Source organism: Treponema sp. UBA785 (assembly GCF_002297065.1).
Taxonomy (GTDB): Bacteria; Spirochaetota; Spirochaetia; order Treponematales; family Treponemataceae; genus Treponema_D.
Map to the genome: position 1 here is coordinate 13,331 of NZ_DBJD01000041.1, position 25,571 is coordinate 38,901.

Consider the following 25,571-nt stretch of genomic DNA (forward strand, 5'->3'; position numbering starts at 1 on the left):
AATGAAACAAAAAAACAAAAAAAATAAACTTTCTGGAGCCGAAGGTTTTGATTCATATTATTCAGAAATTTTTGGTTCAAGATGGAATTTGTTGAAGCCGTCTCTTTACGGCAAAAATCAGCTTGCAGAATTTAATGCCGGCGGAAGCGAAAGTTATTTTCTTGACAGCGCTTCTGTTCGCGCCGCAGTAACTCTTCCATTAAAAAATGCCAGGACTGTTTTGGACATGTGCGCCGCTCCTGGAGGAAAAACAATTGTCCTTGCAAGCTGCATGGAAAAAAATGCTGAGCTTTTGGCAAATGAACGTTCGTCTGAGCGCAAAATCCGCCTTTTTCATTCTGTGGAAAATTGTCTTCCAGAAAATGTAAAAAAACGTGTCAATGTAATTTGCAAAGATGGAGCTATACTTTGCCTTGCAGAATCAAACAGATTTGACCGAATTTTGCTCGACGCTCCATGTTCTTCCGAAAGGCATGTTCTTTGCGATTTGAATTATTTAAAAGACTGGTCGCCATCGAGAATTAAAACTCTTGCAATTGCCCAGTGGTCGCTTTTGTCTTCTGCATGGCGCATGCTCAATGTGGACGGATATATGGTTTATTCAACCTGTGCACTTAATCCGGACGAAAATGACAATATCATAAAAAAACTGTTAAAAAAATTTGACGATGTGGAAATTTGTGAACCTAAAATTTCTTCAGATGTAAGCAGCTTTTGCAATGCGACTTTGCCTGAAGGCGAAAAAACAGAGTTTGGAAGCCATGTTTTGCCAGACACTTGCAATGGAGCAGGACCTCTTTATTTTTCACTTTTGCATAAAATTGGCATAATAGAATAAAAATAATGGAAGAATTTAAGTTTAAGTGCTAAAATGGTAGAGGTTTATTTTAAAAATTAAGAGGAAAGAGATGGCTTCAACTACAAAGGAACAGAAACTTCAGAGCATTATTGAGATGGAACGAATGCTAAATGAAATTCAAGATTTGGATGTTCTGCTGGAAAGAATTCTAACGGAAGCAAGAAAAATTGTTCATGCAGATGCCGGCTCGATTTATGTAGTTGAAGGAAATAATTTAAGAATAAAATATGCACAAAATGACACCCAGTTAAAAACTGTTCCTGCGGGCTCAAAAATTCCTTATGTTTCTTTTTCCTTTCCTATTTCAAAAAAATCAATTGCCGGTTACTGCGTGGTTTCCGGAAAATCTGTAAATATTGCCGATGCTTATAATCTTTCTGAAGATTTGCCATTTTCGTTCAACAAAGCGACTGACGAAGAAACTGGATATCGTTCAACTTCAATGTTTTGTATTCCTTTAAAAATTGCCAGCGGAAAAATTCTTGGAGTTCTCCAGATTATAAATGCTCAGAATGAAAATGGAAATGTAATTCCTTTTGACTCTGATGCTGAACTTTATATTACGCATTTTGCGGCAAGTGCGGTTCAGGCTCTTGAACATGCCCGTCTTATCGGAAATATGATAAAATCACTTCAACTTATGGCACAGTTTCGAGATCCGAAAGAAACTTTTAAGCATGTCGAAAGGGTTTCTTCGTTTTCGATTGAAATTTATGACCGCTGGGCAGTGAATAATAATGTTCCATTCCTTGAACAGCAAAAATACCGTGATAATTTAAAGATTGCCGCAAAATGCCATGATTTTGGAAAAGTTGCCGTTCAGGACGCAATTCTCAAAAAAATAACGCCGCGGTTAACTTGCGACGAACGTAATATTATGAAAGGTCATACTTGCGCTGGAGCCTTGATTTTTAATGAGCCTGAATCCGCCCTCGAAGAAATGTGCCGAGATGTTGCCTTGAGACACCATGAATGGTGGGACGGGCAGGATAAAGGTTATCCTGGAGATTTTGATTTTTCAAAATATGAGCCTGGAATGGCTATTCCTCAGGCAAAACCCTTAAAAGGCGAAGAAATTCCTCTTGCCGCGAGAATTGTTTCGATTGCCGATGTTTTTGACGCTCTAAGCCATAAACGTGCTTATAAAAGCGCATGGTCTTTGGAAGATTCTTTTTTTGAAATCGAAAAACTTTCCGGAACTCAGTTTGATCCATCATTGGTAATGGCTTTTTTGCAGATAAAAGATCGTATTATTGCAATCAATTCTGCGTTTGAAACAAATGGTTCTGCTGAGGATATTGACTGATATTTTTTTAGTTCTTTTTTGAAAAATTTTCGTTTACGATAAGCTGGCTTGTTTTTCGCTCAAAACAGTCTGCAAATTTTTTTAATTCTCTAATTCCGTAGCGGCTTGCATTTTTTTCTGAAAGCCCAAGCTGTGCAAGGTTGAGGTTGAAATTTCTTTCACTCAAGCGTTCGTGTATATTGTCTTTTGTAAAAGCTGTTCCGCGATCATTCATTACGAAGATTTTTTTTTCTACAAGCCGTGCTGCAAATGGAATGTCCCTTGTAATTACGATGTCGTTGTTTTTTGCATTTTCAAAAATAAAATTATCGGCGGCACCTTCTTTTTTTTCGCAGACAATCATTTTAAAAAGAGGGTTGTTCTTTGGATGGGAAATTTCATGGTTTGCGACAAAATTAACATTTAAGTTTTTTGCTTTTGCTATGTCGATTACATAATTTTTTACAGGAAGAGGGCAGGAATCGGCATCTATCCAGATGAAAAATGAATACATTTTTTTGCACCTATGCTTTTAAAACCTGATCAAGTTTTTTTATCATTTCGGAAGTCAGTTTTTCTGCTTTTTCGTTGCTGAGCGAAGTTTTTTGAGAAACTGAACTTTTTGATTTTTCTTTGTAGAGTTCGTCGCAGAGCATTATTCCTGCGAGAATTGAAATATGGAGTTCAGATTTTAACATTCCACTTTTTTGAATTTCGTTTACGATATTTTTATAATAGCCAAGCAACTTTTTAAGATAGTTATCATCTTCACTTGCTTTTATTGAAAAAGATGTTCCTAAAAGCTCTATTTTCAATGTTCCCATTAAACTGCCTTTTTGGTTTATTAAAAAATATCAAATGACGGCTGAATTGTCTCTGTTTTTTCAGAAGATTCTTCGTTCTTAACTGAATTTTCTTGTTCTGTCTGCTGGTTCTGAACTGGAATTGCTGTATCAAACGAGTGCTGAACTGCTTTATCTTGAATTGAACTGTTTTCTGTATTTTTTTGTTCGAAAGAATTTTGAATTGAAGTTTGTTCTGTAGTTTTGTCTGCTTGCTGAACTAGTATTTGCGGTTGTTTTTGTACAGACGCTTGAACGTCTGCTGTTGCCGTATGAACTGCATTTTCTACAGCATTTAAACGTTCAAGCGCCTTTAAAATTCCTTCCTCGATCTTGCCTTGATCTGTCTGAAAACTAGAAAATTGCTCCGTTTTTGCTGAAAGTGCGTTTGTGAGCTCTGCGCATTTTCTACGCAAAGCAGCATTTTCTGCATTAAGCTGTACGATTTTCGCAACAGCATTTTCTACTTTTTCTTCAAGAAGAATGACTTGATCGAGTGAAATCATTTTTACGTCTCCGTAAAATTATTTGCTGAGCGCTTTTTTTGCAACTTCAACAACAGCTTTGAATGCTGCTGGGTCTTCAATAGCCATGTTTGAAAGAGCCTTTCGGTTCAATGTTACACCTGCTTTGTTAAGCCCATCAATAAAGCGTGAGTAAGAAAGACCTTCATCACGAACAGCTGCATTGATACGTGCAATCCACAACTGGCGGAAATCGCCTTTGCGGTCTCGGCGGTCAACATAAGCGTGGCGAAGAGCCTTTACAACAGCGTCTTTTGCTGCTTTGTAGTTTGTTCCGCGGCGTCCAGTAAATCCGCTTGCAAGTTTAAGAATCTTTGAACGGCGGTTATTGCGTTTTGTTCCATCTATTGCTCTAGACATTTTATTCTCCTTTAATTAACGGTATTAGCCGTATGGAAGCTGCTGTTTGCGGATTCTTGCTGCTGAATCTTCAGAAAGAATTCCAGCGCCACGAAGGTGCATTTTGCGTTTTGGTGATTTCTTAGTCAAAATATGACGAAGATTCATTTTCTTGTACTTTACTTTGCCAGTTCCAGTAAGAGAGAATCTCTTAGCTGAGGCTTTCTTTGTCTTCATCTTAGGCATTTTACTTTACCTCATTCCTTTACTTGACTTTCGAATTTAAGGTCATCGACATGAAACGGCCTTCCATTGCTGGCGCCTTTTCAATTGCGTATGAACCTTCACGAAGTCTTTTTTCTACTTCTTTCAGGACATCAAATCCAAGTTCTGTGTGGGCAAGTTCACGTCCGCGGAAACGAATCGTTACTTTTACTTTGTTACCATCATCAAGGAATTCCTGAATATGTTTTGCCTTAGTGTCAAGGTCGCCTGCGCCGATTTTTGGCTGCATGCGGATTTCCTTATTCTTAAGGGCTTTTTGGTTCTTGCGGGAATCACGGAGTCTTTTTTCCTGCTCGTACCGATACTTACCAAAGTTAAGAATCTTGCAAACCGGCGGATTTGCGTTAGGGGACACTTCAACAAGGTCGAGATTTCTCTCTTTTGCTAATTCCAGTGCGTCGCGAGTTGAAATAATTTTTACTTCACTCTTTTCACCTTCACCATCAATCAAACGAACTTCACGAACACGAATCTGTTCATTGATTCTTAAACCTTTAATGTCTGCCAACGTTCCTCCTAGTGTTTTACAAAACACTTGTATCAATAAGTCTTTACATAATATCAAATTCTGAGATTCTTTGTCTAGTTGTTTTTTCTCTGTTTTTGTATCTGCTGTATTGAAAAAATAGAACTTTGCTGATATTTTTTATTGCATCTATGTATTTGTTTTCTTTTTTGTTGTTTCCAATAGTAACTTTTTTTAAAGCGTGTTCTGATTATAAGAAATTAGGTTTTGAATACTTAAAAAGCCGTTTTTTAATTGTGCTTTTTGGCGCTTTGAGCGGTTGTGCTCTTTGTGCAATTTTTGAATTTTGTATTTTTGTTCCGGAGTATCAGGGAACTGATGCCGCGTTTTTCTTTTTATTGCAGTGGATTTTTAGCTTTTTTATTCCGTCGCTTTTTTTTGTTTTTTTTATTTTGTGGTCGAATGATGAATGGCGGGTACGAATTGACGGCTTTTTGTATTTTTTTCTTCCTTTTTTGTGCGTTTATGTTCCATTTTGGCTTTTTACAAAAAATGCGGAACTTTCGTTCTTTATGCTTTTTGTTTTGCCGGTGATGTTCCTTTTTGAAGTTTTTGCGCTCGAGACTGATGTCAAGGCTTTTTATTTGAATTTAAAAAACAAGTCTGCAAAATGTGTGCTTAACGTTTTTTTTATTTTGGCCGAATCCGTTTTTGCTTCGCTTGTTTTGACTCTTTATTATTTTGATTTTGACTGGTGGATCCGGGGTTCTGCCTGTGGTGTTTTTGCAGTTTTGTGTCTTTTTAGATTTTGTTTTAAGGTGAAAAAATAGTTTTTTTTAGAAAGATGCGCTCCGTTCCGCAGTGGCGGCAAGGCCGGTCCGAAGGACTGAGGGTTACCGAACCACGGAGAAACGCTGGACGGTAAAATTTGCGCCTGAAAAAAACAAAAAGGCTGTAAAAAGCAGTGCCTGTAAAAAATTGGCATTTGCTTTGAACAGCCTTTTTTTATTAAGAAGTGGCAAATCCTAGTCGAGCGCGTGTCCTGCTGAGCCTAAAACGTCGATGTTTTTGTGCATGTACATTTTTTTGAGCTCGTCGCGGGCCGGCCCAAGGTATTTTCTAGGGTCAAATTCGCCCGGGTTTTCTGCAAGAACTTTGCGGATGATGGCTGTCATTGCAAGGCGTCCGTCTGAGTCGATGTTGATTTTGCAAACGGCGGATTTTGCCGCTTTCCTGAGCTGCTCTTCTGGAATTCCGACTGAATCAGGAATTTTTCCGCCGTACTGTTCAATCATTTTTACATACTGGATTGGCACGGAAGATGAGCCGTGCAGTACGATAGGAAATCCTGGAAGCTGTTTTTCGATTTCCGCGAGAACGTCGAAGGCAAGCGGCGGTGGAATTAAAATTCCGTCGGCGTTGCGGGTGCACTGTTCCGGAGTAAATTTGCAGCGGCCGTGAGAAGTTCCAATCGAGATTGCGAGGGAATCGCAGCCTGTTTTGCGGGTAAAGTCTACGACTTCTTCCGGTTTTGTGTAGTGGCTTTCTGCCGCGCTTACTTCGTCTTCAACTCCGGCAAGAACGCCGAGCTCTGCTTCTACGGTAACGTCGAATTTATGTGCGTAGTCAACGACCTGCTTTGTGAGCGCAATGTTTTCTTCGTATGGAAGCGAAGAGCCGTCGATCATAACTGAAGAAAAACCGTTGTCGATACAGTCTTTTGCTACTTCAAAGCTAGGACCGTGGTCAAGGTGAAGGACGATCGGAATATCGCAGCCAAGCTCATGAGCATATTCAACTGCGCCGCGAGCTAAATTTCTGAGGATGAATTTGTCTGCATACTGGCGGGCGCCTTTTGAAACCTGAAGAATTACAGGAGATTTTGTTTCTACACAGGCCTGGATAATTGCCTGCATCTGTTCCATGTTATTGAAGTTATAGGCAGGGATTGCATATTCGCCTTTTATTGCCTTCGCGAAAATATCGCGGGTGTTTACGAGTCCTAAATCTTTGTAATTTACCATAAAATTCTACGCCTCCATTGGTGTTGTTCTCTTGCTGTTATTATGCAGCGTCAGAAACGAAAAATCAAGTTAAGAAGAAAATGTGCAGATTCGTGTAAAGTTTTTGGTTTTTAGAAAATAATGATGCTAAAAGAGTTTGACAAAGGACAAAGAGAAAAATATAATTTGGAATGTTATATAATTATTTTAGAAAATAATGCCGATAATTAAATTGCCGTATTATCAAGTAATACGCATGAAGGAGTTTTTAGATGAAAAAAAGCGTTGTTGCTTTAACTAGTCTTGCTCTTCTTTTTGGATTCTGTGCTCCGGTATTTGCACAGCCAAGCAGCAGGGCGGTTGAAACTTTTATTGTTGATGATTTTGACAATAAAGGTGAAAAAAATGCATACCAGAATATGGCTGGTACTGAGTTGTGGACTTGGGGTGTTCAGGCAAGCCGTTTCATTGAGGAAGGTTTTCCGAAAAAAGATTTTGTGCCTGGACAGCCAAATTCTCTTAAAGTTTTAAATAGAGATAAAAATGCCGAGCCTAAAGTTCTCGGTGTAAAGACTAAATTTGCACGCAAGGGAGAAAACTGGTTTGAAGTTTACCCTGAAGTTGACGGAAAACCTTATGAAATTCCTTTTGTTGGAACTTGCACACAGATAGATTTCTGGGTTTGGGGCGCAAACTATCTTTATTACATCGACATTCTTGTTCGTGACTCTGATGGCCGCGTTCATACTCTTCCTGCCGGAAATCTTGCATTTAACGGCTGGAAAAATGTTATTGTAACAGTTCCTACTTCTATCCGTCAGCACTCAAGGCTTCGTAGCGGTCCTGATACAATGATGTTTGTTGGTTTTAGAGTACGTACTGATCCAGATGAATTTGTAGATGATTTTAATATCTTCTTCGATCAGCTTAAATATACGACAAATACTTTGAGCAATATTTTTGATGGATATGAGCTTAAAGATATTGATTTTGGTGATTCGTCATCAAGCTCAAGCAGTGAGGATGCAAAATAATGAAAAAGTTAATTTCTGTAATTTTTACATTGGCGGCGGCAAGTATTGCTTTTGCACAGAGTTCTAGCCTTTCAGATCCTGATCCAACAATTATCGGCGCAGATTCTGCAAAACAGGCTCTCCGTGAAATTTCTGTAGATAAATTTGAAGTTGAAGGCTCTTGGAATGCTTCGATTTCTCCAGATTTTGGCGTGATTTCTAGCCGGCTTTTTGACGGTTCGCCAGCAATGAAAGAACCTGTAAAAGGTGATGAGAATGCAGAAGATTCAAAGGTTTTGGGCGTTAAGGTTGAATTTTTTAGACGCGGTATAAATTCTTTCTTTATCCGTTCTGCTCGTCCAATTCCGATTGAAGGTGTTACGAAGACTGTTTCTGTTTGGGTAGCAGGACGCAATATTGGACATAGTCTTTATCTTTTAGTTCAGGATTATTTTGGAAACAACTTTGAACTTTATATGGGAAATCTTGCATTTTCTGGCTGGAGAAAGATGACGGTTGCAATTCCTCCAACTCCGGATGGAGAGCATGGAATTATCCAGCAGAGTGCTTACGATGGAATTAGACCAGGACTTCGTATTCTTGGATTTAGAATTGACTGTGATCCAGCTCTTGCTCGCGGTCAGTACTATATTTATTTTGATGCATTGAATGCTGTAACTGATCTTTATGACGTTGAAAACCGTGATGAAGATGATATTATGGATGACTGGTAGTCGATAGACTTTCTTAAAAAAGGGACCGTTCTAAAAGTTTTATTCTAAGTGATTTGTTATGAATTGCGATGGATTGGCTTTTTGAATAGTCCCATTTTTTTTTGCGTGAGGGGCATTAGTGGCCGCGATGCGGGTGCAGAGCACCGAAAGCGCGAAGGCGCTGTAGCCACGTTTGACCCGACGTTTTTTTTTGTAAAAAAAAACGGCACGCCCTAATTGATTTTATAAATCCAGCTTTTTCCCTTCTTTTTATCTGTTTTTTTTATGAGATGCATTTTTTCCAGAAGCCAGATTAAGAGCGTGTAGCATTTTACGCATGATTTGATGTTTGTTTTTGAAAAATTCTGAGGCCAATTTTTTTTTAAAAGGGCTTGCTGTAGTTCTGGCGGCGTAAAAAAATCTGGAAGCGACTGTGGAAGCAGGTTTTTCCAGTCTTCTTTTGTGTGGAAAATTTGTTTTGAATTGATTGTTTCAAGAATTTTGTCGGTTACAAGATAGTTTTTTAGATGCCGGCGGCTTTTTGTTTTGTTTTGGACGTTTTGTTCTGTTTGACGGCGGATTTCTGTAATTTTTACATTTAAAAACTCTATAGAAAGATTTTTATTTCCTAAAAATGTGTAAATTCCTGTAAGAGAGCGGAGCGCGGTGTAGACGGTTTGTTTTGCCGGGCTTTTTCTTTTTGAAAGAAGGGTTGCGTCTGGAGAAAAAGTTTTTATGATTTTTTCTTCGATTAGCGGATGAACGATTTTTATTTTTTTATTTTTGTTTAGAAAATATTCGATTTTTCGTTTTAGAGCAGAAATATTTGAAGTTTGGATCTCGATTATCTCGTCGTTTTGAGTGATTATGTCGCAGATAAAACGTCCGGATTTTTGTTCGGTTTTTCCGCTGAACTCAAGCGCGTAGATGTTTTTTAGCGTACGATGTAGGGAATTTTCATTGTATGTGTTTATGACTGTCATTTTTTTTGTTGCTTTTGTTTATTTGTTTTTGTTGCTCAATTTTTTTTGTTCTAAACATTAAAATATTCATTTTGTCGGCTAAAAAAGTGGTTGACTTTATGATTTTATTGGTTAAAATGTATTTTAAGTGGGAAAAAGTGGAATAAAGTGGTAAAAAATGGAGCTTCTGACTGGTGAGTACCGGAACACGCTGGACGAAAAAGGGAGAATTCTCTTTCCGGCAAAACTTAGAAATGAGTTGTTCGGTGAATCAGATAAAAATGTCCTCATCGTTACGCAGTCGTTTGACCGCTGTTTATGGCTTTATACGCTGGAAGAATGGAAGACGCTTTCTTCTAAGATTATGGAAACGGCATCTCCTTTCAGCAAGCAAAATCGTCTTGTTCTTCGTAGTCTTATTGCTCCAGCTCAAGAAGTTGAACTTGATAAAGCTGGACGGCTTTCTATCCCGCAGAGCTTGCGCGAGTATGCAGGACTGTCTAAAGATTGCATAATTCTTGGAATTAACAGGTATATGGAGCTTTGGGACAGTGAATCTTATAAATCTTATCTTGAAGAAAATGAGCAGGATTTAAAAGATGCGGCAGAAGCTCTTAGTGCTATAAATTTATAAATTTTATTGAAAAAACTGCTGTGTGCCGGACGTTTTTTTTCTGTGCAGTTTTTCCTTTAAGTTTGCGGGAGTTTTTAAGTTGGAAATTGTTCATACTCCGGTTCTTTTGCAGGAATGCTTGGATTATTTAAGTCCTGTTGGAGAGCTTTTTGAGAAAAATGCTTTGATGATTGACTCAACTCTGGGAGAAGGCGGACATTCTTTTGCTTTTCTTTCCAAATTTCCAGGGCTTCATATTATTGGACTTGATGCTGATAAAAATATTCAGGCCAGAGCACGAGAAAGACTTGCTTTGTTTGGCGAAAGAATGAAGTTTTTTAACGGCTGGTTTAATGATTTTTATGAGAATTATGATATGTCTGGCGAAAGACCGAATTTAATACTCTTTGATTTGGGCATAAGTGTTTATCATTACGAAAAAAGCGGGAGGGGATTTTCTTTTCGGCATGATGAACCTTTGGATATGAGGCTTAATGCTTCTGAAGGGGAAAGTGCAGGTGACATTGTAAATTCCTGGAAAGAAGATGAACTGGCAAATATGATTTATTTATACAGCGACGAAAAAATGAGCCGAAAAATTGCAAAGGCGATTGTTGAAGCGAGAATGGGTGGAAAAATCACTTCTTCAAAAGCTCTTGCGGAAATCATTTGGAATGCGGTTCCTGCAAACTATCGTTACGGTCAGATTCATCCAGCTACAAGAACTTTTCAGGCTTTGCGAATTGCTGTAAACAGTGAATTGCGTCGTCTGCCAAAAGCTTTGCACAGTGCGTTCAATGTTTTGAAAGACGGTGGAAAAATGGGCGTGATTACTTTTCATTCTCTGGAAGACCGCATTGTAAAAAATTATTTTAGAAATTTAGGAAAACAGTGTGTTTGTCCTCCGGAACAGGCTGCCTGCACTTGCGGTGGTACTGCCTGCGCTGAAATTTTGACCAGAAAGCCTGTTGAGCCGACTGCCCAGGAAGTAAAGATGAATTCCCCAAGCAGAAGCGCAAAACTTCGTGTTGTGCGGAAAATCCATGATGCGAGCGCCCGGCATTTTATGGCAATCGAAGAGGAGGCTATGTGATGAAAAGAAAATTTTTTAAATCATATTTTTTTGCCTGCCTTGCAACTTTTTTGATTCCTGTTTTGCTGGTTTTTCAGGCGTTTCAGTCTTATCGCTATAAAAAACTGAGCGCAGAGATAAAAACACTGGAAAAAAAACAGGTTGAGCTTGTTGAACAGAACAGAAAATTGATTTCTGATATAAGCGTGCTTTCGAGTTCTGAAAGAATTGAAAAAATTGCCGAAGAAGAGCTTGGAATGCGGAAAGCCAACACCGAAGATATTGTTCGTGTTGAGATTAAAGGGGAAAATTAAAATTTAGGGTAACATAAAATGAAGAATCTTGCTGCTGAAAATACAAATACATCTCTTTTGACGTTGAATGAGCTTCTTGAAGTTGTTCGAGGAAGCGTTGTCGGCAATTTTGATTCTTCTCTTTTTTCTTTTAAATCCGTTGTGACTGACAGCCGCAATGTTGTTCCTTATTCACTTTTCGTGCCTCTAATTGGAGAGTTTCAGGACGGACACAAATATATTCCTCAAGCTTTGGAAAAAGGCGCATCGGTTGTTTTTGTTGCACGCTGTGCTTTTGAAAAATCTTCTGAAGAATTAAAAAAACTGGCAGAAAATAACCCGAAAACTGCATTCATTCTTGTTGAAAATACCCTTTATGCGCTTCAAAAAACTGCCGAACGCTATGTTGAGAAATTCCCGGACTTGATTCGCGTGTCTGTAACAGGTTCCAGCGGAAAAACTACAACTAAAGAGATTATAGCATCTGTTTTGAGCGAAAAATACGATGTTGTCTGCAATAAAGGAAATTTGAATAGCGAAACTGGCCTTCCTTTGAGTTGTTTTGAAATTCGGAGCGAAAATCAGGTTGCGCTTCTCGAAATGGGAATGAACCGTGAGGGCGAAATCGGTGAGCTTGCCGAAATTTTTAAGCCTCAATTTTGTGCAATTACGAATATTGGAACGGCTCATATTGGAAAACTTGGAAGCCGCCAGAAAATTGCGGAAGAAAAAAAGAAGATTTTTAATTTCTTAAAGGAAGATGGAATCGCCGTAATTCCCGAAAACGATGATTTTTCTGATTTTTTAGCAGAAGGTGTAAAAGGAAAAATTGTTTTTTATGGAAAAAATGTAAAAAACAATGGAATTGAATTTTTGAGCGATGATGGAATTGACGGAACGAGTTTTAAGCTGGACGGCGAAACTGTTCATCTTGCAATTCCTGGAAGCTACAATTATTTAAATGCGCTTGCCGCAGTTGAAATTGGCCACGCTCTTGGACTTTCCAGCCGGCAGATTAAAAATGGAATTGAAAAAGTAAAGCCTTTAAATGGCAGAAGCCGTATTTTAAAGGGAAAATATAAAATTCTTGAAGACTGTTACAACGCAAATCCAGATTCTATGGAAAAAGCTTTGGAATTTGCTGGCAGCATAAAATTTAGTGGAAAAAAGATTTTTGTTCTCGGGTCTATGCTTGAACTTGGGCAGGAGTCGTGCGAAGCTCACAAAAAAGCCGGTCTTGAAGCTGTAAGAGGCGGAGCGGATATGATCGTTTTTGTGGGAAAAGACATGCTCAGCGGGTTTGAATGTGCAAAAAGTTGCGGACAGAGGGCAGAAAATCTTCGCCTTGAATATTTTGAACACAGCGATGAAGATTCAATCAGGAAAATTGCTGAAATAATAAAAAATTTTGCAGTTGAAGGCGATTTTATTCTTCTGAAGGCAAGTCATGGAATTGCATTGGAACGTCTTGTTCCGCTTTTAAACGGTGGTGGGACTGAAAATGCATAATTTTAATTTTTTTGCCGAAAAACCAAGTTCAACTTATAGAAAAAGCGACTTTCATTTTTTAATTCTCGTTGTTTTATTGTGGGGAATTGGAATTGTAACGCTTTATTTTTGTTCTATGACTTACGGCATGCGTTTTCATCAAAATCCGTTTCATTCTACTCAAAGGCAACTTATAAGTTCGTTTATCGGGCTTCTTTTTATGATTTTTTTTGGAGTGATTGATATAAAAAAACTCCGCAAAATACTGCCTTTTATTGTTTTGGGTTCTCTTTTTCTTTGTGTCTTGACTTTTATACCGGGAATTGGAGTTGAAAGAAACGGTGCGCGCCGATGGATAAAAATTCCGTATTTTTCAACTTTTCAGCCTTCCGAAGCTATAAAATTTTCGATGGTTTTGTATTTGGCCAATCTTTTTGACAAGCAACGCAATTCCCTCGAAGAAGAAAGGTCGGATTTTCCGGCTGTTATTGGGCTTGTAGTTTTTGGTGGAATTGTTTTTGCTCAGCAAGATTTTAGTACAGGAATTTTTATAATTGGCTCAGGACTTTTGCTTTTTTTTGTTTCGGGTGTCAAATTAAAGATGTTTATTCCTCTTGCAGGACTTGCAATTCCTTTTTTTGCGCTTTTTATTCTTCTTGAGCCGTATCGCGTAAACAGAATCGTTGGTTTTTTAGCGCCGGACAGTTACGAGCAGACGCTTAACTGGCAGGTAAACGGCGCAAAACGCGCAATTATTGACGGCGGACTTTTTGGACAAGGAATTGGAACTGGCTTGACGAAATTGGGCGGAGTTCCAGAAATTCAGTCCGACTATATTTTTGCAGGCTGGGCGGAAGCCATGGGGCTTTTTGGCGTTGCGGTTTATATTGCAATTCTTTCGGCCTTTGCTTATAGGGTTGTAAAAATAAGCTTGCACTGCGGAAATTATTTTGCTGCGATTTCTTCGTTTGGCTTTGGAATGATGATTGTCTTGCAGTCTCTTGTGAATATTGGCGTAGCTGGCGGAGTTTTGCCTTCCACAGGAATTCCGTTGCCGTTTTTTAGTTCTGGCGGTTCTTCAATTATTTTTACACTTGCAATGTGCGGTTTTATCCTAAATGCGTCGAGAATTGAAGAAGAAAATGAAATTGAAAATTTTGACGGAGAAGGGATAAGATGAGTGAGATAATGATAACCTCTTTTGAGGATTTTAAGGTTCAGAATCATAAGAAAAAAGACACGAAGGGCAAGGTTTTGAAGGTTGTGTTTGCAATTCTTCTTGTTTTGCTTTTTGTGGAAGCGCTTGTTTATATTTTTGTTTTTCCGTGCCTAAATAATGTAAAGATAAATTTTTACGGCTTGAATAATTGCACTCGCCAGGAGCTTGTAAATGCCTGCGGCGAAAAACTCAACAGGAATTTTATCCGGTTCAATAAGGTTCAGGTTCAGTCGATAATTGCAAGTATTCCGGGAGTCGAAGATGTTGAAATTGAGCGGCGGTTTCCTGACAGAATTTTTATAAAAATAAAGGAAAGAGAGCCGGTTGCAGTTACTTTTGTGAATAAAAATGACAGAACTGTGCCTGTTCAAATCGACAAAAACGGAGTACTATTTCCTGTAAAATCTGCCGAGCTTCCTGTTGACGGTTCAATTCCGATTATTTCTGGAGTTCCTGTAGAAAATATTCCTGAGGGAATGAGGCTTCCTTCAAAATATCATTTGCTTATTGATCAGATTGCAAAAATTCAGTCTGTAAACAAAAAATATTTTGCGGCAGTTTCTGAAATTCATGTTGTTCCTCGCGAATACGGCAATTTTGAACTTGTTTTGATTCCGTTAAAAGCTCACCTTCGGGTTCTTGCAGATCGTATTTTGGACGAAGATACGCTGCAAAAAATGATGGTGACTCTTGACGTTGTGACTGGTTTGGATCGCGATGTTGATGTAATCGATTTGCGCTACGGTTCAATTTCTTATCATTCCCGTTCTTCAAAGTAACGGTTGTTTTTAGGAGCATATTTTGGGCAATATTATAGTTGGTCTTGATCTTGGTACAAGCAATGTGCGCACTGTAATTGGAGAAATTACGGAAGACAACAAAATAGAAATTATCGGTACGGCTCAAAAAGCATCTGCTGGCCTACGAAACGGCATAATCGTAAACCGTGAAAGTGCAATGGAATGTATAAAAAATTGTATTGAAGAAGCGGAGCAAAAGGCTGGATATGAAGTTTATTCTTGTGTGACTGCAATTGGCGGTCAGCAAGTTGAAAGTCAGAATTCAACTGGATTTTTGCCGATCGCTTCTCACGGAAAAGGCGCACGGGAAATTACAAAACAGGACATTAAGAATGTTATTGACGCTTCAAATTCAATAAATATTCCTTATGACAGAAAAATGCTTCATGTAATTCCTCAGAATTTTATTATTGATGGAAACCTGCCTTGCAAAGAGCCGCTTGGAAATCTTGCTGTCAGGCTTGAAGCGGAAGTTTTAATAATCACCACTTCAAAAACTGCAATTGCAAATATAACTCAATGTATTGAACGCGCAGGTTATTCAATTGATAATATTATGTTGAAAACTTTGGCTTCCATGCACGCTGTAATGGATCCTGAAGAAAGGGATTTGGGGTCAATTATAATTGATTTGGGCGGAGGAACTACGGACGCAATCGTCATAAATAAAGATGCTCCCGTCTGTACTGTTTCGATTCCTGTCGGCGGCAACCTTGTTACGAACGACATTGCTGTCGTAAAAGGAGTTTCTGCCGCAAATGCTGAAAAAATTAAAATTGAAGACGGATGCTGCTGGCTCGATGCAATGGAAGGTGAAAGGGAAGTTATAATTCCTGGTGCTGGCGGCCGTCCGCCGGAAGTTTGTGCTCGTTCAGAAATTTGCGAAATTATTGAACCTCGAATGCAGGAAATTTTTACAATGATTCGAGATGAGATAATTGACCGGGCAAATTTGCAGTTGTCTGGAAATATTATTTTGACGGGTGGCGGGGCGCTTATGCCTGGAGTTGTCCAGCTTGCTGAAAGCGTTTTTGGCACAACTGCCGTTAGAATCGGAGTTCCTGGAGATTTTGGTGGAATTCGTGAAGAATATAGAAGACCGGATTTTGCAACAGCTGTTGGACTTGTAAACGGTTATTTTGAAGGATTTTGCGGATCAGACAGTCCGAACAAAAAAAGTAAAAAAGGACAGAACGAAAAACATTCTGATGAAATTGGACTTATCCAGAAATTTTTCAAAAAGTTTTTTTAGAAGGTCAAAAGTCAATTTTTAGAATGTTTTGATAAAACTCGATATTTGTTCTGGAAAAACATCTAAAAACTGGAGTTTATAAAAAGCAGATGGGGATTTGCTAAAAAATATGGGCGGGAGGACAAAATGAATATTCTAGCCGTAAACGAGGAAAAATCGGAAAAAACAGAACCTGATTTTTCAGTAAAAACAATCGAACCTGTAAATCCTACAAAAATAAAGGTTATCGGTTGCGGTGGCTGTGGCGGAAATGCCGTAAATAATATGATTGATGCCGGAATTCAGGGGGTTGAATTTATTGCGCTCAATACAGATTTGCAGCATCTTGCTGTTTCCAAGGCCGACTATAAAATTCAAATCGGTAAAAAAATTACCGGAGGACTTGGAGCTGGAATGCATCCAGAGATTGGAGAAGAAGCCGCAAAAGAGGAATCTGAAAATCTAAAAAAGCTTCTGCAGGGAACAAATATGGTTTTTATTACGGCAGGAATGGGCGGTGGAACTGGAACTGGCTCTGCCCCTGTCGTTGCAAAACTCGCAAAAGAACTTGGAATTCTTACTGTCGCTGTAGTCACGACTCCTTTTGATTTTGAAGGTGAAGCACGACGCGAGCTTGCAGAAGAAGGCATAAAAAAACTCCGAACAGAAGTTGATTCTTTAATTGTGATTCCAAACCAGCGCGTTTTTGAAGGACCAGAAAAAAAGCCTTCAGTTTTGCAGGGATTTAAAATTATTGATGATATTTTGCGTCAAGGTGTACAGGGAATTTCTGACATAATTACAAAAACTGGCGTTGTAAACCGCGACTTTAACGATGTAAATACCGTAATGAAAGGTCAGGGCGATGCTATTCTTGGAATTGGCGTTGCGGAAGGCGAAAACCGTGCTGTCGATGCTGCTTCTATGGCAATCAACAATAAGCTTCTTTCTGATACTCACATTGACGGAGCAAAAAATGTTCTTGTAAAAATCAGCGGCGATGAAAGCGTTGGTATTGATGAATGTGATGAAATTGTAAAAGGAATTACGGCTAGCGCGTCAAAAGATGTAAAGGTTTTGTGGGGGCTTTATACTGAACCAGAACTTGGCGATAAAATCAGCGTGACTGTCGTTGCTACTGGTTTTAATTCTCCTGAAGTTCTTGAAGAAAAACAGGAAGAATCTGCGGTCGAAGAGAATGTGCAGACATCGGCAAAACAAAAAAACGACAAAAACACAATCGGTCTTGGCGATTTTATAAACGTTTTGAACGGCGGTTCTTTTGAAGATGTTTCGACATTTTCCGAAAAGAAAAAAGAAATTCCTGTGGTTGAACAGAGCACCGCTTCAAAAATCGCAGGCGGCGCAAAACCGGCAAATACTCTTGAAGAAAGAAGGGAAAATGTTTCTAACCGCATGCAGCCTGGCCTTGTTCCTCCGCCGAATTTTGATATAAACGATATAAATCAGCCTACATATTTGAGAAAAAAATATTCAAAGCTCATTGATCTTTCAAAAAAATAAAAAATGACGGTAAAAATGCTTGTTCAACAGTTTTATACTGATGTAAGGACTGTTGAACGGCTTAGCGAAAATACAGCAAAAACTTACGCGGAATGTGTTGTTCTTTTTTTTAGGTGGCTGGCAAAAGAAAAAATAAAGCTTTCTTCTGTAACCACAAAAAATTTGGTTTATTATCTTGTCTGGAGAAAAACTGAGGGAACAGACGAACTTACAATTGCGAAAGATATTTCGGCGCTCCGGCTTTTTGGTTCTTTTTTAAAAAGAAAAAACTATTGGAAAGAGAATTTTGCCCTTCCTTTGGACAGACCAAAAGCGAGCCGTTCTCTGCCAAAAGTTTTGAGTGTTGAGCAGGTTGATGCTTTTTTGAATGCAATTGACCTTTCTAAACCGCTGGGGATTCGCGACAGAGCCTTGTTTGAGCTTATTTACAGTTGCGGACTTCGGATTAGCGAAGCGGCCGGACTAAAAATACAGAATCTTCATCTTAAAGAGAGGATTTTGATTGTCCATGGAAAAGGTGATAAAGAGCGGATGGTGCCGTTTGGAGAAGCTGCAAAAATCCGCCTTGAAGCATATTTAAATGATATTCGGCCGCAACTGGTCGGTACTAGAGTAATTGATGAAGTTTTTGTAAATTATCAAGGTAAGCCTTTGAGCAGAAAAGGAATTTGGAAGAATTTTCAAATTTACGAAGCAAAAAGCGGGATAAATGCAAAAGTTCATACTTTGCGCCATAGTTTTGCAACCCATTTGCTCGCCGGCGGAATGGATTTGCGTTCTGTGCAGGAATTGCTTGGTCATTCGGATCTTGCAACGACTACGATTTACACGCATATTGAAAATTCTCAATTGAGAGAAGCTCATAAAAAGTTTTTTCCGGGACATAGAACGGAAGAGCAGGAGGATTAAGAAAATGATAAAAATTGTCCTAAAAAAATCTTCACAAAAAAATTTAAGGAATTCAATTTTTGCCTTTTTTTTAGCCGTATTCCTTTTTTGCGGCTGTTCTGGAAAATCAAGCAAGACAATAATTCGTCTTCAAAAAATGGAGGAAAATGTTGGTTCTCCTACGACCGAGGCTGAATTAAAAGACGCTATAAAAAAATATCAAGACCGTGTAACCGATATTCAGCTTGCAAATTCTCAAATTGGAATTTGGTACAAAATGCTTGCAACACGTTATCTTGATGCAAAAATGTACGGGGAAGCCTTAAAAACTTTTCAAACTGCAATTCAATATTATCCTGCAAATCAAAATCTTTTTTATTATGTCGGGGTTTGCGCCGGTTATATGGCAAAAGCTTCCCTGGATTTTAATGCGGGTGGCGGAACTTCTGCCGAAAAGTTCAATTATTTAAAACTTGCAGAAAGCGCATATTTAAGGGCGATTGAGCTAGAACCGCGTTATGTCCGTTCACTTTACGGTCTTGGCGTTCTCTATGTATTTGAACTTGATCAGTGCGAAAAAGCAATTCCTTATCTTGAAACTGCGCTTAGTGTTGAAACAAAAAACACAGACATTATGTTTGTTCTTGCCAGAGCATATTATGTTGAAGGTCAGTACGACAAAGCTGTTTCGCTTTATGATAAGATAATTTCTGTAACAAAATCTGAGCAGAAAAAAAATAGCGCAGAAGCAAATAAAAAAATTGCACTTGATGCTTCCTATGCAAATTAGCGAAAACGAAATCATAAAGAGGCTGATGCTTTCCGAGGCCTCTTTTTTAACGCTCAAAGAAAAGACTCTTTTGCAAAAAAAACTTGACAGTTTTAATGACATTGCGTTAATGTCAAATAAAGAACTTTCTTCTATTATAAACAGGGATTTAATAAAGACTTCTTGGGATGGAAAAAAAGTTCTAAAAAAAGCGCAAATTGCAAATTTTCTTATGCAAAAATTTGGCATAAGATGGACCTTTTTCGGAGATTCGGATTATCCCGTATTGCTGACAGAAATGAAAGATTCACCTTATGTTATTTTTTATCGTGGAAATTTGGATTGCTTGAAGGCGAATTGTGTTTCGATTGTAGGGACTCGAAGAGCGACTTTTACAGGAAAAAACGCAGCTTTTGAGTTTGCAAGAGATGCGTCAGATAATGGCGAAACTGTAGTTTCTGGTCTTGCTTATGGAATTGATATTGCAAGTCATAGAGGAGCATTGGCTGGAAAATCTGCAAAAACCGCGGCTGTTTTGCCAGGTGGAATTGATTCGATTATTCCTGCAGGGCACTCAAAAATTGCCGTTCAAATTGTTGAAAACGGTGGATTGATTTTGAGCGAATATACGCCTGGAACTCCTGCCCAGCCTTTTCGTTTTGTGCAACGCAACAGAATTATTGCCGCTTTGAGTCCGGCAACTGTGGTTGTTCAGGCGCCTGCTGGAAGCGGGGCTATGATTACGGCAGGACTTGCGCTTGATTACAACAGATATGTGTTTTTTCACGAAGCGTGTTTTAATCAGGAATCAAAAGCTTTGGACGTAATAAATGCTCAAAAACTTTCGGCAATGGCTTTAAGAGAAAAAAACGGACAAAAAAAGGCTTATGCAAAAAGCTTGAATTCTCCGGAAAGATACGTTTCTGAAGGGGCGCCTGTTGTAAAAAGCTACGCAGAATACTATGCGTTAAAAAATGAAGATTTCTGCGGAATAACCTTAAAAAAGGATGAAGAGCAGTTAAATTTGTTTATTGATTGAATTTGGAGTAAAAAATGGCAGCTAAGAAAAAAGAGAGTGCGGAAAAAACTCTGGTAATTGTAGAGTCTCCTGCGAAAGCAAAAACAATTGAAAAATATCTTGGGCCAGGCTATACGGTAAAAGCGAGCATGGGTCATCTTATCGATCTCCCGAAAAGCCGGATGGCAATCCAAATTGATAATAATTTTGAACCTGAATATATAACAGTCCGCGGACGTGCAAAGCTTTTGAATGAATTGCAGAAAGATGCAAAAAACAGCAGCCAGGTATTTCTGGCATCCGATCCTGACCGCGAAGGAGAAGCGATTGCCTGGCATTTGAACAACGCAATCAAAGAAAAAACATCTGCGGACATAAAGCGCGTTGTTTTTAATGAAATTACTCCAAATGCAATTCGCGAAGCGGTAAAAAATCCTCGCGGTATTTACGAAAGCCTTGTAAACGCGCAAAAAGCTCGCCGTGTTCTTGACCGTCTTGTAGGCTACAATTTGAGTCCGCTTTTGTGGGAAAAAGTAAAAAACGGTCTTTCTGCAGGCCGAGTTCAGTCGGTTGCATTGCGCCTTATTTGCGAACGTGAAAAAGAAGTGGAAGATTTTATTCCTGAAGAATATTGGACTTTGGAAGCGGATTTTATAAAAGGTAAAACCCAGTTTACGGCTCAGCTCGTAAAATATAAGGGGGCAAAGCCTGAATTAAAAAACGAAGCTGAAGTCAATAAAATCATAGAAGAAATAAAAAATTCCGAATGTAAAGTAAAGGAAATAAAAAACACAGACAAAACAGTTCGCCCAAAAGCGCCGTATACGACGAGTAAACTTCAGCAGGATGCCGCAAACAGGCTAGGTTTTACTTCAAGAAAGACCATGCAGGTTGCACAGCAGCTTTACGAAGGAATTCAGATTGGAAGCAGCCGTGTCGGTCTTATTACTTATATGCGTACAGATTCTGTCAGAATTGCACAGAGCGCGCTCGATGATGTCCGCAAATGGATTGGCAAAAATTTTCCTGACCAGCTTCCTGCCGAGCCGATTCATTATGCAGTTGGAAAAAGCGCCCAGGATGCGCATGAATGTATTCGCCCGACTTATATTGATTACACTCCAGACAGCGTAAAGGAATATCTTACCCGCGACCAATTGAGACTTTATTCAATTATTTGGGAAAGATTTTTTTCAAGCCAGATGAACAATGCAAAAACACGTACAACAAGTGTTGATATTGAAGCTGGAGATGCTCTTTTCCGCGTAAGCGCTTCAAAACTCATTGAAAAAGGTTTTTACAGCGTAATGAAAGTTCTTTCTTCAAAGGAAGAAGTTACAGGAAACATTCCGGCTTTAAAAGAAGGCGAAGTTTTGGATAGTGCTCATAAGTTCTATCCTGAACAGCACTTTACTTCTGGCCCCGCACGCTATACGGATGCTTCAATCGTAAAAATGCTTGAAGAAAAAGGAATTGGACGTCCTTCTACATATGCGCCGATTATTTCTGTTTTGCTCGATCGTTATTACGTAACAAGAAATAACAGACAGCTTATGCCGACGGTTCTCGGAAAAATGATTTCGAAAATTCTTGTAGAATCATTTCCTGACGTTATAAACGAAAAATTTACAGCGGAAGTTGAAAACGAACTCGATGCGGTTGAACAAGACAAGGTCGTATGGAACGATATGATTCGCGATTTTTATGGTCCTTTTAAAAAACGTGTTGAAGAAGTTGAGCATAATACAGAAAGCATAAAGGGATTTTTGGACGAAAAGACTGATTTGGTCTGCGAAAAATGCGGCAAGCCGATGGTGAAAAAGCTCGGCAGATTTGGCTTTTTTCTTGCTTGCTCAGGATTTCCAGAATGCCACAACACAAAGTCTATTCCTCTTGCAAAATGTCCGATAAAAGGCTGTAACGGCGACATTGTTGAACGAAAATCAAAGGGAAGAGGAAAGTCTTTCTACGGATGTACAAATTATCCAAAATGTTCATTTATCAGTCATTTTAAACCTATCGACGCAACCTGTCCTAAGTGCGGCTGGTTTTTGGTTGAAAAATTTGACAAAAAGAATGGAACTTACAAATCGTGCATAAATCCAGATTGTGATTATCTGCACTCTGCCGGAGAAGAAGAAATGCCGGCGATTCCTTCTGAAGATTGAGGTAAGTTTTTTTGACAATAAAAGAGGCTTGCGAAGAATTTTTGCTTTATATTGGTTCTGTAAAGGGAATGTCGCAAAATACTGTGACGGCATATAAAAATGACCTTGAACAGCTTTGCCTGATGCAGAGCATTGGTTTTGAACGGCAGATAGAAACTGTAACAACCGAAGACTTGAGGCTTTGTGTTGGAAATATGTCTTTAAAACATAGAAAAAACACTTCCATAAATAGATTTATTTCATCATTTAGAAGCCTTTTCGCTTATTGCTGGAAATTCGGATATTTAAAAACGAATCCTGCGCTTGAAATAAAAACCGTAAAAACGTCAAAAAACTTGCCGAATTTTTTGACAGGCGCAGAAGTTGATAAAATTTGCTCCGAACCGGATAAAAAGCCTCTTTTATGGAAAAGCCGCGACAAAGCCCTTTTTGAGGTGATGTATTCAAGCGGCTGCCGTCTTTCTGAAGTTGTCGGCTTAAAAATTTCAGATTTTTCGTACGGTTTTTCGAGTGCAGTTGTAAGAGGAAAGGGAAAAAAAGACCGAATTGTTTATTTTGAAAAAGACGCTCAAAACGCAATAAAAACTTATCTTGCAGAAAGAAATTCGCGGTTTACAGATTTAAAGATTAGAAATCCGAAAGATTTTCTGTTTGTAAGCCAAAAGGGAGAACCTCTGGGGCGTGGAGGTGTCGGTTTTATTCTTTCTAAATATTCGGGAGCGGAGGGGACAAACCGTCATGTAAATCCTCACGCGTTCAGGCATACTTTTGCCACTGCCCTCATAACCCAGGGAGCAGATGTCCGGCTTGTTCAGGAAATGCTTGGCCATTCTTCGATAAGTACAACTCAACGATATACTCACGTTTCTACAGACAAAATGATTGCAATGTACAATAAAGCGCACCCTCACGGCGGAAACAAAATTTAAAAGAATTGACAATTTACCGATAATTTTCTTTTTTGTTTTTTTTCTTGCCCGATTATTTTTTTTTGAATATATTTAAAATATGGAAAAGGCTAAAATTAGAAGTACGACAGTTATTGCTGTAAAAAAAGACGGTAAAGTTGCTATGGCCGGAGACGGACAGGTTACTCTTGGAAACACGGTTTGCAAAGGCAATGCGCGTAAAGTTCGAAAAATTTACAATGGGAAAATTTTGACAGGTTTTGCCGGAAGCGTGGCAGACGCTTTTACTTTGCTTGATAAATTTGAAGAAAAAATAAAAGAGTTTAACGGTGATTTGACCCGTTCTGCTGTTGAGCTTGCAAAAATGTGGCGTACAGAACGTTCTTTGCAGAAACTCGAAGCAATGCTGATTGTTGCGGATAAGTCAAAAATTCTTTTGATAAGCGGCGATGGAAACGTAATTGAACCGGAAAATGATGTTCTTGCAATCGGTTCTGGCGGGAATTACGCTTATTCTGCGGCTCTTGCCTATTTGGAATGCAGCAATTACAGTGCAAAAGAAATTGCGGAAAAATCATTGGGTATTGCAGGAAATATTTGTATTTACACGAACCATAACGTGACAGCAGAAGTTCTTGAATAGAAAAAACTGCAAACTTACATTTAAACGTTATTGCAAAATAAAAAAGGAAAAAAAACTATGGCTATTGAAGGACTTACACCTAAACAGATAGTAGAAAAACTCGACCAGTACATAATTGGCCAGGAAAAAGCAAAAAGGGCGGTTGCTGTTGCTTTGCGTAACCGTTTGCGCCGGATTCATCTTTCTGAAGATATTCGGGACGAAGTTGCGCCAAAAAATATTCTTATGATTGGACCTACAGGTTCTGGAAAAACAGAGATTGCACGTCGGCTTGCAAAACTCGTAAATGCGCCTTTTATAAAGGTTGAAGCGACAAAATACACAGAAGTTGGCTATGTTGGACGCGATGTTGAATCAATGATTCGTGACCTTATGGCAGTTGGTTTTAATAACGTAAAGGCAGAAATGGAAGAGCAGATGAAAGAATCAAGCCTTCCGAAAGTTGAAGAAAAGATTCTTGACCTTTTGCTGCCCGGAACAGAAAAAAAACAGAAAACGCCAAAGGATTCCGAATCTATGCAGATGCCGGAAAATGCGTTTGTTTTGCCGGAGCAGATTTCTGATGAAAAAACAGAATCGTCTCAGAATTCGACCCGCGAAAAATTCCGCCAGATGCTTCGTGAGGGCAAACTCGAAGACCGCGAAGTTGAAGTTACAATAAGAAGGCAGCCACGCGGACCGAGCATGGAAATTATTGCCGGTGGAAGCCTTGATGATTTGCAAAGCGGAATGCAGGATTTGCAGAATATTTTGACAGGCCGGAATTTGAAGAAAAAAATGGTTACTGTTCGCGAAGCGCGCAAGATTTTACAGGCAGAAACATTGGATTCAATGATTGATCCTGACAAAGTTGCTGATATTGCAAAGCAGCGTGTGGAACAGAGCGGAATTGTGTTTATTGATGAAATCGACAAAATCGCGGCAAAAAATCAGAATTCTTCTGGACAGGTAAGCCGCGAAGGCGTTCAGAGAGACATTCTTCCGATTGTTGAAGGCTCAAAAGTGAATACAAAATGGGGCGTTGTAGATACAACTCATATTTTGTTTGTTGCCGCAGGAGCCTTTAGCATGAGCGCACCAAGCGATTTGATTCCTGAATTGCAGGGACGTTTTCCTCTTCGCGTTGAACTTGAAAGCCTTACAAAGAATGAATTTAAGCGCATTTTGCTTGAACCAAAAAATGCTCTTACAAAACAGTATACTGCGCTTTTGGAAACAGAAGGCTTAAAAATTGAATTTAGCGACGATGCAATCGACAGAATGAGTTTCCTTGCAGAAGATGTAAACAGCCGAAGCGAAAATATTGGCGCACGCCGTTTGCATACGATTATGGAAAAAGTTCTGGAAGATGCAAGTTTTTCTGCAGACGAACATTCTGGAGAAACTCTTACAATTGATGCAAAATTTGTTGATGAAAAGCTCCGTGGCGTTGTTACGGATGTTGATTTGTCGCGCTACATTCTGTAAAAAAAAATTGAATTTGCTGGCGCACGGCCTGCCACTTACATGGCAGGGATATTGCGTGCAAGCACGCTGCGACTTTTGCTGGCGCAAAACTCGTTGATTATACTGTGCGCTTACGCGCACGGCCCGCCACTTACATGGCAGGGATAGTAGGGGCGGCGGAGCCGTTGGCGGTTGCTTGC

General features: G+C 39.1%; 28 protein-coding genes. 20 read left to right on the top strand and 8 right to left on the bottom strand.

Annotated features, from left to right (window positions below; genetic code table 11):
- Position 1 precedes the first annotated feature (1 nt).
- Complete coding sequence (locus tag B2X33_RS03195; RefSeq protein WP_296667607.1) at positions 2 to 838, top strand: SAM-dependent methyltransferase; 837 nt, start codon at positions 2 to 4, stop codon at positions 836 to 838.
- A 70-nt stretch (positions 839 to 908) separates the two neighbouring features.
- On the top strand, positions 909 to 2,165 hold the full coding sequence (locus B2X33_RS03200; protein ID WP_296667611.1) for an HD family phosphohydrolase: 1,257 nt from the start codon (positions 909 to 911) through the stop codon (positions 2,163 to 2,165).
- A gap of 7 nt (positions 2,166 to 2,172) precedes the next feature.
- Here the strand turns inward: B2X33_RS03200 and B2X33_RS03205 are convergent, their stop codons facing one another.
- From B2X33_RS03205 to infC, 6 genes are read right to left on the bottom strand one after another with little or no spacing between them, the layout of a single operon-like run.
- Positions 2,173 to 2,658, bottom strand: a complete 486-nt coding sequence (locus tag B2X33_RS03205) for a DUF188 domain-containing protein (RefSeq protein WP_296667613.1) — start codon at positions 2,656 to 2,658, stop codon at positions 2,173 to 2,175.
- Positions 2,659 to 2,668: 10 nt separating this feature from the next.
- Positions 2,669 to 2,968, bottom strand: coding sequence for a cell division protein ZapA (locus B2X33_RS03210; protein ID WP_296020130.1), 300 nt, complete (start codon positions 2,966 to 2,968; stop codon positions 2,669 to 2,671).
- A 20-nt stretch (positions 2,969 to 2,988) separates the two neighbouring features.
- Entirely contained in the window at positions 2,989 to 3,492 is a 504-nt protein-coding gene (zapB, locus tag B2X33_RS03215; protein WP_296667615.1) for a cell division protein ZapB, read from the bottom strand.
- A gap of 18 nt (positions 3,493 to 3,510) precedes the next feature.
- Positions 3,511 to 3,870: a 50S ribosomal protein L20 gene (rplT, locus tag B2X33_RS03220; protein WP_078930220.1), complete on the bottom strand. Its 360-nt coding sequence runs from the start codon at positions 3,868 to 3,870 to the stop codon at positions 3,511 to 3,513.
- A 24-nt stretch (positions 3,871 to 3,894) separates the two neighbouring features.
- The gene (gene rpmI, locus B2X33_RS03225) at positions 3,895 to 4,095 is read right to left on the bottom strand and encodes a 50S ribosomal protein L35 (protein WP_078930221.1); all 201 of its coding nucleotides are present in this window, start codon (positions 4,093 to 4,095) and stop codon (positions 3,895 to 3,897) included.
- 19 nt (positions 4,096 to 4,114) lie between these two features.
- Positions 4,115 to 4,642, bottom strand: coding sequence for a translation initiation factor IF-3 (gene infC / locus B2X33_RS03230; protein ID WP_288584162.1), 528 nt, complete (start codon positions 4,640 to 4,642; stop codon positions 4,115 to 4,117).
- Between the two features lie 167 nt (positions 4,643 to 4,809).
- Here infC and B2X33_RS03235 point away from each other — a divergent pair, with 167 nt between their 5' ends.
- Positions 4,810 to 5,430 (top strand): hypothetical protein, encoded by a 621-nt coding sequence (locus B2X33_RS03235; RefSeq protein ID WP_296667618.1) that lies wholly within the window; start codon positions 4,810 to 4,812, stop codon positions 5,428 to 5,430.
- Positions 5,431 to 5,625: 195 nt separating this feature from the next.
- Here the strand turns inward: B2X33_RS03235 and B2X33_RS03240 are convergent, their stop codons facing one another.
- On the bottom strand, positions 5,626 to 6,624 hold the full coding sequence (locus tag B2X33_RS03240; protein ID WP_296020120.1) for a class II fructose-bisphosphate aldolase: 999 nt from the start codon (positions 6,622 to 6,624) through the stop codon (positions 5,626 to 5,628).
- 251 nt (positions 6,625 to 6,875) lie between these two features.
- Here B2X33_RS03240 and B2X33_RS03245 point away from each other — a divergent pair, with 251 nt between their 5' ends.
- Entirely contained in the window at positions 6,876 to 7,637 is a 762-nt protein-coding gene (locus B2X33_RS03245; RefSeq protein WP_296020117.1) for a flagellar filament outer layer protein FlaA, read from the top strand.
- Positions 7,637 to 8,350, top strand: coding sequence for a flagellar filament outer layer protein FlaA (locus B2X33_RS03250; protein ID WP_296020115.1), 714 nt, complete (start codon positions 7,637 to 7,639; stop codon positions 8,348 to 8,350). The genes B2X33_RS03245 and B2X33_RS03250 overlap by 1 nt, the downstream gene beginning before the upstream one ends.
- A gap of 212 nt (positions 8,351 to 8,562) precedes the next feature.
- On the opposite strand, the gene B2X33_RS03255 is transcribed toward B2X33_RS03250, so the two are convergent.
- Positions 8,563 to 9,312 carry a DUF8091 domain-containing protein gene (locus B2X33_RS03255; protein WP_296667620.1) on the bottom strand — a complete coding sequence of 250 codons (750 nt, stop codon included), beginning with the start codon at positions 9,310 to 9,312 and terminating at the stop codon, positions 8,563 to 8,565.
- A 157-nt stretch (positions 9,313 to 9,469) separates the two neighbouring features.
- On the opposite strand from B2X33_RS03255, the gene mraZ reads away from it, so the two are divergent.
- The 15 genes from mraZ to hslU all read left to right on the top strand — a co-directional run bounded on the left by mraZ (position 9,470) and on the right by hslU (position 25,392).
- Positions 9,470 to 9,925, top strand: coding sequence for a division/cell wall cluster transcriptional repressor MraZ (mraZ, locus tag B2X33_RS03260; RefSeq protein ID WP_296667622.1), 456 nt, complete (start codon positions 9,470 to 9,472; stop codon positions 9,923 to 9,925).
- A gap of 79 nt (positions 9,926 to 10,004) precedes the next feature.
- Positions 10,005 to 10,997, top strand: a complete 993-nt coding sequence (gene rsmH / locus B2X33_RS03265) for a 16S rRNA (cytosine(1402)-N(4))-methyltransferase RsmH (RefSeq protein ID WP_296667624.1) — start codon at positions 10,005 to 10,007, stop codon at positions 10,995 to 10,997.
- Positions 10,997 to 11,290, top strand: a complete 294-nt coding sequence (gene ftsL / locus B2X33_RS03270; protein WP_296020105.1) for a cell division protein FtsL — start codon at positions 10,997 to 10,999, stop codon at positions 11,288 to 11,290. The genes rsmH and ftsL overlap by 1 nt, the downstream gene beginning before the upstream one ends.
- 18 nt (positions 11,291 to 11,308) lie before the next feature.
- Positions 11,309 to 12,778 (top strand): UDP-N-acetylmuramoyl-tripeptide--D-alanyl-D-alanine ligase, encoded by a 1,470-nt coding sequence (locus B2X33_RS03275; RefSeq protein WP_296667626.1) that lies wholly within the window; start codon positions 11,309 to 11,311, stop codon positions 12,776 to 12,778.
- On the top strand, positions 12,771 to 13,937 hold the full coding sequence (locus tag B2X33_RS03280; RefSeq protein ID WP_296020101.1) for an FtsW/RodA/SpoVE family cell cycle protein: 1,167 nt from the start codon (positions 12,771 to 12,773) through the stop codon (positions 13,935 to 13,937). Before B2X33_RS03275 ends, B2X33_RS03280 begins: the two co-directional genes overlap by 8 nt.
- Positions 13,934 to 14,755 (top strand): cell division protein FtsQ/DivIB, encoded by an 822-nt coding sequence (locus B2X33_RS03285; RefSeq protein WP_296667628.1) that lies wholly within the window; start codon positions 13,934 to 13,936, stop codon positions 14,753 to 14,755. Before B2X33_RS03280 ends, B2X33_RS03285 begins: the two co-directional genes overlap by 4 nt.
- 22 nt (positions 14,756 to 14,777) lie before the next feature.
- A complete protein-coding gene (gene ftsA, locus B2X33_RS03290; protein WP_296020095.1) occupies positions 14,778 to 16,028 on the top strand; it encodes a cell division protein FtsA in 1,251 nt (416 codons plus the stop codon).
- Positions 16,029 to 16,154: 126 nt separating this feature from the next.
- Positions 16,155 to 17,531 carry a cell division protein FtsZ gene (gene ftsZ, locus B2X33_RS03295; RefSeq protein WP_296667630.1) on the top strand — a complete coding sequence of 459 codons (1,377 nt, stop codon included), beginning with the start codon at positions 16,155 to 16,157 and terminating at the stop codon, positions 17,529 to 17,531.
- Between the two features lie 3 nt (positions 17,532 to 17,534).
- Complete coding sequence (locus B2X33_RS03300; protein ID WP_296020090.1) at positions 17,535 to 18,440, top strand: tyrosine recombinase; 906 nt, start codon at positions 17,535 to 17,537, stop codon at positions 18,438 to 18,440.
- A gap of 4 nt (positions 18,441 to 18,444) precedes the next feature.
- Complete coding sequence (locus B2X33_RS03305) at positions 18,445 to 19,209, top strand: tetratricopeptide repeat protein (RefSeq protein WP_296020087.1); 765 nt, start codon at positions 18,445 to 18,447, stop codon at positions 19,207 to 19,209.
- Positions 19,199 to 20,227 (top strand): DNA-processing protein DprA, encoded by a 1,029-nt coding sequence (gene dprA, locus B2X33_RS03310; RefSeq protein WP_296020084.1) that lies wholly within the window; start codon positions 19,199 to 19,201, stop codon positions 20,225 to 20,227. Before B2X33_RS03305 ends, dprA begins: the two co-directional genes overlap by 11 nt.
- A 14-nt stretch (positions 20,228 to 20,241) precedes the next feature.
- Complete coding sequence (gene topA / locus B2X33_RS03315) at positions 20,242 to 22,374, top strand: type I DNA topoisomerase (RefSeq protein WP_296667633.1); 2,133 nt, start codon at positions 20,242 to 20,244, stop codon at positions 22,372 to 22,374.
- An 11-nt stretch (positions 22,375 to 22,385) separates the two neighbouring features.
- The gene (locus B2X33_RS03320; RefSeq protein ID WP_296667635.1) at positions 22,386 to 23,303 is read left to right on the top strand and encodes a tyrosine-type recombinase/integrase; all 918 of its coding nucleotides are present in this window, start codon (positions 22,386 to 22,388) and stop codon (positions 23,301 to 23,303) included.
- Positions 23,304 to 23,382: 79 nt separating this feature from the next.
- Positions 23,383 to 23,925: an ATP-dependent protease subunit HslV gene (hslV, locus tag B2X33_RS03325; RefSeq protein ID WP_296020076.1), complete on the top strand. Its 543-nt coding sequence runs from the start codon at positions 23,383 to 23,385 to the stop codon at positions 23,923 to 23,925.
- Positions 23,926 to 23,982: 57 nt separating this feature from the next.
- Positions 23,983 to 25,392 (top strand): ATP-dependent protease ATPase subunit HslU, encoded by a 1,410-nt coding sequence (gene hslU, locus B2X33_RS03330; protein WP_296667638.1) that lies wholly within the window; start codon positions 23,983 to 23,985, stop codon positions 25,390 to 25,392.
- Positions 25,393 to 25,571 lie beyond the last annotated feature (179 nt).